This is a genomic window from Lacrimispora algidixylanolytica (assembly GCF_003609635.1).
In the GTDB taxonomy this organism is placed as follows: domain Bacteria; phylum Bacillota; class Clostridia; order Lachnospirales; family Lachnospiraceae; genus Lacrimispora; species Lacrimispora algidixylanolytica.
The window spans coordinates 198,433-209,795 of record NZ_MCIA01000006.1 but is presented as its reverse complement, the minus strand read 5'-3'; the positions used below and the strand labels follow the sequence as shown (position 1 = coordinate 209,795).

Genomic DNA, 11,363 nt, shown 5'->3' with positions numbered 1-11,363 from the left:
ATACCCTTGAAAGGGACGGCCGTTTTTATTTTATTGATGAAGATATGTAATTTAAGAAAGGAGTCGTCACCAAGAACTTTCTTAATTCAGATTAAATAGAATAGTCTTTTGCCGTCTCATTCTCCTTCATGATATGGGAAAGAATGATTTTTTCATAATAGCTACTGTCATTTCCTGTCACTCTTGGGCGTGGTAGTTCAATGTTTATATCCAACTGGATTTCATTGTCTTCAATGATGATGACCCGGTCTGCCAGCTTTACGGCCTCACTTACATCATGGGTTACTATAATTGCCGTAAATCCAAGTTCCTTCCACAAAGTTTCAATCAGCTCCTGCATCTCCAGCCTAGTTAATGCGTCAAGTGCACCAAGAGGCTCATCAAATAGTAATATCTTAGGATGCCCTGCAAGAGCTCTGGCAAGAGAAACTCTTTGTTTCTGACCTCCACTGAGTACATGTGGCCATTGCTTTTCCTTTTCAGATAAACCTACACAATCCAGAGCCAGCTTTGCCAGTTTTTCGTCATGATTGGTCGCCCCAAGGCGTACATTGTCAATAACTTTTTTCCAGGGCAAGAGCCTAGGCTCTTGAAAGACAAACCTGATATTGCTATCTATCCCGTTTTTTTGCCCACCTCCTATGCTGATTGTTCCGCTAGTTGGAGTGTCTAAACCCTCCAAAAGTCTTAAAAGGGTGCTTTTTCCACAACCACTTTTCCCCACCACTGCCACAAATTCTCCTGGCTTTATGGTCAGATTTATGTCCTTTAATATCGTTAGGGATCCAAATCGTTTGTACAGATTTTCCGTTCTTATTTCATAACCTTCCAGCTTATCTTCCATATTCTATCTCTCCCTCCACCGAATTAGTTTCCGCTCTAACCAGGTAGCCCATGCATCCGATAACTTTCCAAGAATGGCATAGAGAATGATCGCCAGGACGATCTTATCCATCTGTAACAGCTCTCTGGCAGACATCGCCATATAACCAATTCCGGCATCTGTTGCGATCTGCTCGGAAGCAATCAAAAGGAGCCACATCGTTCCAAGGGAAAGCCTAACCCCTACTAAAATAGAAGGAAGGGCACCTGGCAATATGATATCAGTAAAGATTCTAAATCTGCTAAGTCCGTATACAGCCCCCATTTCCATTAATCCTTTGTCAATGGACTTGATTCCATGATAGGTATTAATATAGATAGGAAAGAACACGCCAAAAGCAACCATATATACCTTGACTCTTTCTCCGATTCCAAACCAAATGATCATTATAGAAATTGCTGCTAGGACTGGTATGGTTCGCAGCATCTGTATGGATGTATCAAGTGTCAGATCCAGAATTCGGTTAAACCCTGTAAGAAATGCCAATGTAAGCCCAATGAAACCGCCCAGCAAAAGCCCCTTTCCTGCTCTGACTGTACTAACCGAAAGATATTCCCATAGCTGACCGTTTTTTATCATCTCAAAAGTCTTTTGAATGACCTTATCCGGGGAGGGCATTAAAGTATTATTCATACCTGGGCGCGTTGACAGATACCACAAAAGCAGAACAAATGCCGGTATGATCCATGGAATTCCAAATTTCACAATATTTCCTGTTCGTTTCACCACCATATCTTCATTCCGCCTTATTTTAAATTGTTCCGTGCCTTCTCATATTTTTTATAGAAAGACTTATCGTAGAAGGAAGAAACATCTATATTTTTATCTAATACGTTTAGTTCATAGAAGGAATCTGCCACATTCTGCTCCGAGGCGATAACCTTATCATCAATCTCAATCGAACGGTACAAATACCCTCTGTCCTCATAGGTTCTTTTAAGCAAATCTAAGGATTCCTCATACGTAGTGCCAGTGGGCTCTGCCTGTATCTTTGCCCATTCCTCCAGGTGAGTTTCCGCCCATTCATAAGCTTTTTGCACGCGGGCATAATAATCAGCTATGGCCTCCGTCTTTTTCTCGTCTTTTAAAACGGTGTTAGATATTTCAAAGGGGAAGTTACCAGAAAGGATATTGACCGCATTTCCTATGGTAACAGCCCCATTGGCTTTTGCAGCATTAATGGAATTACCATAGCTTGCAAAAGCATCAATCTCACCGCTAATTAGCGCAGTAACTCCATCTGCTGTGGTTATTTCCACAGGCTTGATATCATTCCAGGACAGACCTTCTTTTTTCAGCATTTTATTTAGGAAATAATGGGCTGTTGTATTTTTTATGTATCCCACTCGTTTTCCCTTTAAATCGGTAATAGATTTGATTCCTGAGGTTTTGAGCGCAACGACTTCTTGATTTTGAGGGCTGCTGCTATTAACCAAAATGATTTTAAAGTTGCCCCCACCTTGAGCCATAGATGCCGCAATGGGTGGAATCTCACTGGTACCTGTAACATCGATTTGATCCGAAGCCAAGGCTTCCATACAGAGATTTCCTCCCTGAAAAACAAAGTATTCTACGTCATATCCCTTAAAATCATCAAGCCCTGAGGCTTTTAGAAGGGCTTCGTATACTTTCCAACCAGTAATTCCATAACGCAGATGGATGGTTTCCCCAGACTCAGATTGGGAATTAGACTGAGATTTTTTCTTTTCTGGCTCTGGCGGCTTACTTTGACTGGCAGACGCTGCACATCCGGTTAAAAACAATGCCAGAGAAGCAGCCAACATCATTTTAATCTTTTTACACTTTTTCTTCATCCTCTTACTCCTCCTGGTTGTGGGACTTTTGGGTGATTTCTTTTAATATCTCTAAGACTTTCTCATTTTCTTCATAAGTCCCCACAGATACCCGGATGAATCCATTAAGACCAAATTCAGATCCATTTCTTATAATAATACCCTTTTCTAAAAATAGGGATTCCGCTTTGTCTCCTTCTACCCCTGCCTGAAACAATATAAAATTTCCGTGGGAACGGATATATTGTAACCCAAGCGCATCTAGTGTTAAGTAGTATAGGTCCAGGCTTTTTCTGTTGTTATCCAGAACCTTCTGTTTAAATGCCTGATCTTCCAGACTTAATAGGGCAGCTTGCTGGGCAATCAAACTGACATTAATGGGGCTTCTTACTTTATTGATTCGTTGAATTAAAGATACATTACCAATGCCGTAGCCGATCCGAAAGGATGCCAGCCCGTATATCTTGGAAAAGGTACGAAGCAAGATGACATTTTCATTGGCTTTCATAAGTTCTATGGTGTTAAAATATTCTCCCTCAACAAAATCAATATAAGCCTCATCAAGAACAATTAATATGGATTTAGGCACCTTTTTTAGAAAAGTCTTTAAGGCTTCTTCGCTTAAAATAGTTCCGGTGGGATTATTGGGATTGCAGATCCAGATTATCTTTGTTTTATCACTTATTTGTTGAAAGACAACATCCAGATCTATGGCAAAATCCTTTAACGGCACCATGACAGGCGTTGCATTCATCTGAAGAGTTACATTCTGATACCAGCCAAAGGTGGGATAAGGAATTAAGGATTCCTCTCCCTCTTCCAGATACGAATGAGCGATCAGGGCAATTAGTTCGAAGGAACCGTTTCCAAATATAAGCTGTTCTGGTTCCACCTTATGAATCTCGCTTAAGGTTTCTCTCAATGCGGTACAATTGGAATCTGGATAAAAGGATAGCTGGCTGTGCTGATCACTTAATATATTAGCTACCTTTGAGGAACAGCCCAATCGGTTTTCATTTCCTGCCAGCTTTATAATTTCAGGGAGTCCATATTCCCTTTTAATAGATTCCAGGGATTTGGCTGCCTGATAAGGTGCGATTTTTTCTACTCCACTTCTTTCCTTAACCATAGACCTTTTCTCTCTCCTCTTTGACTGATTTCACGTAGGCATCTGCCTCAAATGCTGCATCTATAATCGCTCTATCGTCGGTGTTTCCTTCCAATAGCAACAGGTCTGGAAACACCTTATAAATCCGGTCTGAGATAATTTTAAGCTTTGATTCGGCCTGGTCAGATATTCCAATCTCCTCCAAAGTGAACGCCACCTTAAGCTCCTGAAACTTTTTGACGATTGCTTTTATCTGATCTTTGCTTTTCTTTTCCAGAACAGCCTGCATAATTAAACCAAAGGATACCATTTCTCCGTGAAGAGTTCCTCTGGTTTCTTTAATGATTCTGGAAGAATGGTAAAAGGGGTGGGCAAAGCCAGAGTATGCCTTATCCCCTGCATAACTGCCTACATCACCTGCCAAAAAGAGTATGGCATCCACCGCTTTCACTGTGTTGTCATCTACCTTTTTGTTAGCAGAAGCCTCAATCACTCCGGCTCCATGATCTCCAAGAAAGTCAAATGCAAGCCTGGCACTATGTACAGAATTTAAGTAAGAAAAACTGTCGCTCTGATGGATGGATGTTTCGTACCATTTTGCAAGAGTATCCACCACACCGGCTCTTAAAAACCGACTGGGTGCCTCTGAGAGAATCTTGGTATCAGCCACAATCAGCTTGGGAGATTGCCTATTGTGCCTAAAATGATGGAAATCGCCTTCTTCTGTGTAAAGAACTGACAGCGCTGCCCACGCTGCACAGGTAGCTGCAATGGTAGGTACCGATACAACAGGTATTGAGGAGATATCACCAGCCGCTTTCACTGTGTCAATCACCCTTCCTCCTCCAATTGCAATTAGAATATCAATGCTATTTCCTATGGCAATTGCTACAATGTCCTCTGCTTTTTCCAAAGTGGGATACCCTTCAAAACGATATTCCATGTAATGAATCCGTTGCACTCCCAGGCTTTCAATAACAGCTTCTTCTGTAACCTTCCTTGCCGTCTTGGACCAAATGATCAGTGCACGTTTCCCATATAGGCTAACCAGAGAACCAAGAGAATTTATGGCTCCAGGTTCATTTACGTAAATTTCTGGGGTTTTAATCTGTAACATGTTATACTCCTTTCTGTTTTCATACTTTTCTATATAAAAAAAGCAGATATGCGTCCTCGCATCCTGCCCTTTCAGATTAGGTACATCCGTTGCGAAATGACAGCTAGAGCAAGGTACCAAAAGAAACTGCAAGGTTGCAGCAGCAAAGACATTTGTAACAGGAATTTATGGTAACTTTTTTCATGGTTTTATATCCTCCTAAATGGAATAATTGGGATCCAGTGAAATAATCCTGGATAAAAACTGTTTGGTGCGCTCTTCTTTGGGATTAGAAAAAATAACTTCAGGAGTCCCCTCCTCTACCACAATACCACCATCCATAAATATAACTTTATCTGCTACATCCTGGGCAAAGGACATTTCATGGGTCACTACAATCATCGTGATCCCTTTTTCTGCTACCTTTTTTATGATATCAAGTGTCTCTCCCACCAATTCAGGATCTAGTGCAGAGGTAGGTTCATCAAAGAGTATTACTTCAGGATCTAAAACAAAAGCCCTGGCAATTCCAACTCTTTGCTGTTGACCGCCAGATAGCTGAGCCGGGTAATAATTAAACTTATCCGATAAACCCACCCAGTTCAGCGCCTCTTCTGCCCGTTCTCTTGCCTGGGCTTTTGGTACATGCCTCCCCGTCACAAGTCCTTCCATTACATTTTCTATGGCTGTTTTATTGGCGAACAGATTGTAGTTTTGAAATACAAACGCGGTTCTTCTCCTGATATTTAATATCTCTTTTTTAGTTGATTTTTTTAGGTCTACCTCAAGGTTCCCAATGGTGAGCCTTCCGCTGTCCGCATTTTCAAGAAAATTGATGCAGCGAAGTAATGTAGTTTTACCTGATCCACTGGGTCCTAGTATCACGACCACCTGACCATCTTCTACCTTGACAGATACATCTTTTAGGACGGAATGCTTTCCAAAGTTTTTTTTGATATTCTTCACTTCAATCATACAGATTCCTCCTGAATTTACCGGTATACTTTTTTAATCTCTGAGCCAGGCTTTCTACCACTACGGTAAACCCCCAATAGATTACGGCGGCAGCTACATACCCCTCAAAAAAAGAGTAGGTTCTTGAGCTAGGTATAGTGGCTCCTGCTACGATTTCCACAATGCCAATTGCCATAACCACAGAAGATGCCTTAATTAAGCCCACCACATTGTTAATCAACATAGGAATAGCCACCGGAATCATCTGGGGAATTATGATCCTCCTAATTGTCTGAATCGTTGTGAGTCCTACGGAATACCCCGCTTCGTTTTGTCCTTTGTCAATGGAAAGAAGTGCACCTCTGACCGCTTCAGATATAGAACAGACCGCCGCCATGCTTAGGGCGAAGATCCCCACCCATATGTTATTCATATCAGAAATACTTTTCTTAAGATGCAAAAAGGCTGCCAGATCATTGAATTTAAGCATGAAAATCAGATTGTATATCATCAAGGCTACCACTATAGGGATTCCTTGATAAACCGTAACAAACACTGCCATCAACCAGCCGATTACAGGTACTTTATATACACGTACCAGGGCTATTACCGTTCCAAAAGTCAAGCCGATTACCAATGGGACAAAGACAAGACTTAGAGTATTGGGGAGATAGGCAAGACCATAAATAAGACTTTCTTTAAAATGTTCCAAATTAAAATTCATCCCATCTCCTCTTTTCCAAAACTCATTTTATTGTTCAACCGAAAAAACAACAATCGTACCCCCAGACTGATGATGATATAGATAAGAACGATAAACACATAAGCTTCCAGTACGTGTTTTGTGGCTGTTCCAATGGTCTTTGCCCTTCCCATGATGTCTGTGACACCAATGAGGAAAACAAGGGATGAATTCTGAAACAAGCCCACCAGATCTGATCCAAAGGGCGGCATGGCGGTCTTTACCATTTGGGGCAATACAATTCTGTGAAATGTCTGGAATTCCGTAAGTCCCACGCTTAAGCCCGCTTCTGTCTGCCCATAGGAAATGGAGGTGATTGCACTATAGAAAATAGCGGAGAGAAATGCACCTTGATTTAGAATAAAGGTTACATAGGCGAAATTAACTGCTCCCCACTCCCTGTTAATGTTGGTTCCAAAAACCGGATCGAACAGTGCGGGGATTCCATAATACACCAGCATCAACTGAACCAGCATAGGCGTACCTCTCATGAAAGATACATACACTTTAACGATTTGAACCAATACCGGTATCTTCTTTATCTGTACCAGAACAATTGAAATTCCCAGAAGTACTCCAAAAAGAGTTGCGTAGACCACAATAGAAAAGGTTACTGATAAATACGGAAGAATTTTAGGTATGTTTTCAAAGAACCGATCCCAGACAAACAATTTGCCCATATGTATTACTCACTTTCTGTATAATCTCCACCGATTATATCCACTGAAATCTTAGCAAGCGTTCCATTTTCTTTTAATTGCTTTAATGCTCCATCCACAGCCTCCTGTAATTTTGTATTCCCTTTTGCAAATACAAAATACGTGGAGGAGGTTTGGACTGGGTCACCAATCACTTTTATGACCTCTTTTCCTTCTCCATAATTTTTATTTAATTTATCCGTATCACGGGAGGTCATAATAGTGGCATCCCACACTCCGTTTAATAGACCGGTAACGGTTTCTTCATCTGTAGAGTTATTTACATAATCAATCTTGATGGGATCGTCCTTATGGTCTTTATTATAAGTTTCCAGTATATAGGCAGAATTTGATCCTGTAGAGCTTTTCACCTTTTTCCCTTGTAAATCATCCAGTGATTTCACATCACTTTTATCTCCCACTACCGCAAGGTAGGTAACGTAAGTGGTATAAGATTCTTTTCCAAAAAGATACTTTTCATCCCGTTCCTTGTTCCATTCATACTGATGAGCTCCGATATCAATCTTACCTGCATCAAGGGAGATGAGTACATTGGCAAAATCTGAGGTTTTAAATTCAAATTCGTATTCCGGAAGCAATTCATCTACAGCTTTTAATACCTCGTATTCATACCCGGCAAGGTTTCCTTTGTCATCCAGATAGCAATAAGGCTCATAGGAGTTTCCGGTGCCTATGACCACTTTTGCTGCTCCACTTCCTGTGGAAGTTTCCTTTTTTCCACAGCCAGTTAAAACTGCTCCTAATAGTAAAGTTAAAAATCCTGCAAAAACAAAATGTCTCATCCTATTTTTCATATTCATTCTCCTAATTTTTATATCATACCTCTACTTGCAATTCCCCTAAGTGAATGATGATGATCCACTCTGTAAAAATACTGTGTAATTTTATATAGAGCATCCTCTATCTCCCCAGTTACGTCAAATGATATGATTGCTTTTTTATCCAACTGCTTTTGAATGGGATCTCCTGTCTTTTTACAAAGCACACATCTACAGTCAGCAATTAAATCCACTCTGAGATTTGCCGGGCTGCTGCTATGACAGCCGCCCCCTGAGCATTTCTCTTTTCCCCCGCAGATTGATGGTACTTCTATCTTAACTCTCTCAGAAACGATTCTTCGTTCCAGACATTCATACGTCCCGTCATCTTTTATCTCATAAATTAGAAATTCCGTTGCTGACCCAAATTTTAAATCAATGGTTATCTCATCGGATGATGCAATTGCTATTTTATACGACATGGCACTCCCTCCTAAAAGCCCATCGGTTAATTGAACCTTGTCTTTGCAACGGAATAGATATCCTCAATCAGCTTTAAGCCTCCGTCATAGCCTACATAGTAACTGTTCATGATCAGCCGTTCATTCACAGGCCAGGAGACATTTAAGAAATGGGCATTGGTCTGCTTTGCCACCTCTTTTTCCCAATAGCCTCCAAGGATCAAAGGATATCCATGATAATCGTGGGCTTTGATCTCATTATGGATTTTGTATCCATCGGTTTCAAAGCTGACCTCCGCTTCAATCCCATAATTTAAATCTTTAAAATAGGAACTTACTGCTTCCTGGTTACCTTTTGGTGTATCATCTACAACAAATTGCTTTGCAGGGTATAACCCTAAATCATTGACCAGGAATTTAGTGATTCCAAGAGCATAATGAGCATCTGACACCACAGTAAATTGTTTGGACATGACTCTGGTTTCCAAAAACAAGTCGGCATATCGCTCAATATAATAGTAGTAATAGGCTTCTTGTTCCTCTATGATTGCTTCCACCTTTTCCTCTGGCACGCCTGCATACCTTCCTACTGTACGCAGAAACTTGCTGGTTTCAAAGGCACCGATGGGAAGCGTTGGATAATGAAGATAGGGGATTTTAAGTTTCTGCTCCATTTTCTTCATATTATTAAGGCCCACCCATGGAGATATAAGAAGGTTGAACTGGGCTGCCGGGATCTTTTTTACATTGCTCAAACCTTTGTTATAGCCAAATATGATGTTTGGAACCAGGCCCAGCTTTTCGATCAGCCTTTCCAGTTCCCGAAAATTCCCATGCCAGAATTCATTCTGATAAGGCACATCGGCCCATATATTTACCAGGTTTTTCACCCGAATATCAGAGGGCTCTAAAAGCTGGTCTACAATGGAATCAATCACTTCTTCATGGCCTTTGTAATTATTTCCCTTAAATCCTGCTGTGGAAGCATAGATGACCGGCTTTTTGGCATCCTTAAATCCTTCTACCACTTCCTCTGTGTTATCTCCCACAATCTCAGGAATACAGCCAGTCAGTACCACATATAAATCTGCGTCAATGACATCTAGAGAATGCCTGATGGTGGATTCCAGCTTCTTCACTCCACCAAATACTACGTCCTTTTCATTTATACTGGTGCAAGGGTAAATATTGGGAGAAAAATAGCCGGAGCTTCCGGAGGAACTGGAAAGCTTCTGGGCACAACCAGGGCCCGAATGAAGAATAGGAATTGCGCGGTCGATTGCCTGGACCGTCTGCATGGCACTCATTGCACATTTGTAACGCTGTTTATCTAATATCTTCGCCATTTAGCTGATCGCCTCCTCTAAGAAACTTCCTACCTCCTGCTGATACCACCAATCGGTGTAAGGCAGCTTTACTCGTTTTGCCAAATTTTGTTCAAAGCTTCTGTTTCGCACAGTATCTAAAACCGTATGTGCAAATTCAAGGGTATGCTTATAGCCAAATATCATATATTCATCTGCTACATAGACCGCCGGTATCCCTTGCTTAATGGCCCATACCGTGGAACCTGGGTGCCTGGAAAGGTAAAGGTCGGGTTGATATTTGTTTAAGATGTTCATCACCTCAAAATTCTGCTGGTCTGCCACGCTGGCCTCAAAATTAATATCATTGTCTAATAGGTAGCTCATGGCGGGGGGAACCTCTCCATTTTCATATTTCTTATCATAATGCCAGGCAAGAGCCCAAACCACTTCCATTCCCAGTTCGTTTAAGACTCTGGAGACTTCAAAGGTATACCCAGGACCCATACCAAGAACTGCCTTTAATCCCTTTAATTCTTTCTTCACTTCTTCTATCTGAGGAATGTAGATGCTTCTTTGTTCCTCTATGTAGGCCAGCACTTGCGGCAGCTTTCCTGCCACTCTTCCAATTTCCTTAAGCCAGGTTTCAAAGCCTGCGATTCCCAGCGGATTTATGGTGCGGATATAAGGAACGCCGTAAGCTTCTTCCAGGCCATTTCCAAGGTAGTTTCCCAAGGTTCCACAAATGCAGGTGGTGGCAACTGATTCGGATAAATGCTCCAGTTCTTCTATGGTGGCGTTTGCATATAAAAAAATAGGATCCAAATCAAAATGTTTGAACATTTCTTTAATTTCATCTCTGGCGCTTTCAAAAAAGTTTTTAAAATTAATGGTGTTTCGCTTTTCCTTTGGCGGCTTCACAATCCCACTTAGTACGGCGTGATCGGAAATATCAAAACCTGTGGCCCATATTCTGGACTTAAAACCTTCACAGTGAACAGCAATCACTGGCACAGAAATCTGTTCCTTCGCTTCTTCCACAACACTGTCTATATCCTCTCCTATAATTCCGGTTGCACAGGAACTGCTAACAAAAATGACCTTTGGCTGATACCGCCTGTTGACTTCTAAAATGATATTTAACAGTGCTTCTGTTGAACCAAAGATAGTATCGTTCTCATCCATATCTGTACCAATATAAACTGATTTATTTACAACTCCTCTTTTAGCTGCCACCTGATTGGTGACGACGTACTGGGAACTGGCCGTTGCCGAGCACCCAGACGGTCCATGATGAATGACCGCCACATCACGGATTCCGCCCAACTGGCTAAGTGCACACCCAGATAAGCAAGTACTTGACTGGGAGAAACAACGTCCGCAGCCCTTTAAACTTCCGCATCTGCTCTGGCTTGCAAGATCATGTAAATCTCCTACATATCCTGTTATAGAACCAAGACGGTTCTCTCTGGTTGCCAGATTAGAGCTTGATAAATTAATTGCCATTTTTAACCTCCAAATCTCCTCTAAGCTTCTTTGAACAGT

The 11,363-nt window shown here is 41.4% G+C and carries 12 protein-coding genes; all 12 read right to left on the bottom strand.

Annotated features, from left to right (window positions below; all coding sequences use genetic code 11):
- Positions 1 to 91: 91 nt before the first annotated feature.
- A complete protein-coding gene (locus BET01_RS05540) occupies positions 92 to 844 on the bottom strand; it encodes an ABC transporter ATP-binding protein (RefSeq protein ID WP_120195770.1) in 753 nt (250 codons plus the stop codon).
- Between the two features lie 3 nt (positions 845 to 847).
- A complete protein-coding gene (locus BET01_RS05535) occupies positions 848 to 1,615 on the bottom strand; it encodes an ABC transporter permease subunit (RefSeq protein WP_120195769.1) in 768 nt (255 codons plus the stop codon).
- 14 nt (positions 1,616 to 1,629) lie between these two features.
- Entirely contained in the window at positions 1,630 to 2,697 is a 1,068-nt protein-coding gene (locus tag BET01_RS05530) for an aliphatic sulfonate ABC transporter substrate-binding protein (RefSeq protein WP_120195768.1), read from the bottom strand.
- A gap of 4 nt (positions 2,698 to 2,701) precedes the next feature.
- Entirely contained in the window at positions 2,702 to 3,805 is a 1,104-nt protein-coding gene (hisC, locus tag BET01_RS05525) for a histidinol-phosphate transaminase (RefSeq protein WP_120195767.1), read from the bottom strand.
- Positions 3,798 to 4,901: an iron-containing alcohol dehydrogenase gene (locus tag BET01_RS05520; protein ID WP_120195766.1), complete on the bottom strand. Its 1,104-nt coding sequence runs from the start codon at positions 4,899 to 4,901 to the stop codon at positions 3,798 to 3,800. Before BET01_RS05520 ends, hisC begins: the two co-directional genes overlap by 8 nt.
- A gap of 198 nt (positions 4,902 to 5,099) precedes the next feature.
- Complete coding sequence (locus tag BET01_RS05515) at positions 5,100 to 5,855, bottom strand: amino acid ABC transporter ATP-binding protein (protein WP_120195765.1); 756 nt, start codon at positions 5,853 to 5,855, stop codon at positions 5,100 to 5,102.
- Positions 5,848 to 6,558, bottom strand: coding sequence for an amino acid ABC transporter permease (locus tag BET01_RS05510; RefSeq protein WP_120195764.1), 711 nt, complete (start codon positions 6,556 to 6,558; stop codon positions 5,848 to 5,850). The genes BET01_RS05515 and BET01_RS05510 overlap by 8 nt, the downstream gene beginning before the upstream one ends.
- Positions 6,555 to 7,256: an amino acid ABC transporter permease gene (locus BET01_RS05505; RefSeq protein ID WP_120195763.1), complete on the bottom strand. Its 702-nt coding sequence runs from the start codon at positions 7,254 to 7,256 to the stop codon at positions 6,555 to 6,557. Before BET01_RS05505 ends, BET01_RS05510 begins: the two co-directional genes overlap by 4 nt.
- 5 nt (positions 7,257 to 7,261) lie before the next feature.
- Complete coding sequence (locus BET01_RS05500; protein WP_243117129.1) at positions 7,262 to 8,089, bottom strand: transporter substrate-binding domain-containing protein; 828 nt, start codon at positions 8,087 to 8,089, stop codon at positions 7,262 to 7,264.
- A 17-nt stretch (positions 8,090 to 8,106) separates the two neighbouring features.
- On the bottom strand, positions 8,107 to 8,535 hold the full coding sequence (locus BET01_RS05495) for a NifB/NifX family molybdenum-iron cluster-binding protein (protein WP_120195762.1): 429 nt from the start codon (positions 8,533 to 8,535) through the stop codon (positions 8,107 to 8,109).
- Positions 8,536 to 8,561: 26 nt separating this feature from the next.
- On the bottom strand, positions 8,562 to 9,860 hold the full coding sequence (locus BET01_RS05490) for a nitrogenase component 1 (protein WP_120195761.1): 1,299 nt from the start codon (positions 9,858 to 9,860) through the stop codon (positions 8,562 to 8,564).
- Positions 9,861 to 11,324, bottom strand: a complete 1,464-nt coding sequence (locus BET01_RS05485) for a nitrogenase component 1 (RefSeq protein ID WP_120195760.1) — start codon at positions 11,322 to 11,324, stop codon at positions 9,861 to 9,863.
- Between the last annotated feature and the right edge of the window lie 39 nt (positions 11,325 to 11,363).

What these genes read in the sequence shown, in the direction of transcription:
- BET01_RS05540 (WP_120195770.1), bottom strand. Translation starts at nt 844, where the DNA reads ATGGAAGATAAGCTGGAAGGTTATGAAATAAGAACGGAAAATCTGTAC.
- BET01_RS05535 (WP_120195769.1), bottom strand. Translation starts at nt 1,615, where the DNA reads ATGGTGGTGAAACGAACAGGAAATATTGTGAAATTTGGAATTCCATGG.
- BET01_RS05530 (WP_120195768.1), bottom strand. Translation starts at nt 2,697, where the DNA reads ATGAAGAAAAAGTGTAAAAAGATTAAAATGATGTTGGCTGCTTCTCTG.
- hisC (WP_120195767.1), bottom strand. Translation starts at nt 3,805, where the DNA reads ATGGTTAAGGAAAGAAGTGGAGTAGAAAAAATCGCACCTTATCAGGCA.
- BET01_RS05520 (WP_120195766.1), bottom strand. Translation starts at nt 4,901, where the DNA reads ATGTTACAGATTAAAACCCCAGAAATTTACGTAAATGAACCTGGAGCC.
- BET01_RS05515 (WP_120195765.1), bottom strand. Translation starts at nt 5,855, where the DNA reads ATGATTGAAGTGAAGAATATCAAAAAAAACTTTGGAAAGCATTCCGTC.
- BET01_RS05510 (WP_120195764.1), bottom strand. Translation starts at nt 6,558, where the DNA reads ATGAATTTTAATTTGGAACATTTTAAAGAAAGTCTTATTTATGGTCTT.
- BET01_RS05505 (WP_120195763.1), bottom strand. Translation starts at nt 7,256, where the DNA reads ATGGGCAAATTGTTTGTCTGGGATCGGTTCTTTGAAAACATACCTAAA.
- BET01_RS05500 (WP_243117129.1), bottom strand. Translation starts at nt 8,089, where the DNA reads ATGAAAAATAGGATGAGACATTTTGTTTTTGCAGGATTTTTAACTTTA.
- BET01_RS05495 (WP_120195762.1), bottom strand. Translation starts at nt 8,535, where the DNA reads ATGTCGTATAAAATAGCAATTGCATCATCCGATGAGATAACCATTGAT.
- BET01_RS05490 (WP_120195761.1), bottom strand. Translation starts at nt 9,860, where the DNA reads ATGGCGAAGATATTAGATAAACAGCGTTACAAATGTGCAATGAGTGCC.
- BET01_RS05485 (WP_120195760.1), bottom strand. Translation starts at nt 11,324, where the DNA reads ATGGCAATTAATTTATCAAGCTCTAATCTGGCAACCAGAGAGAACCGT.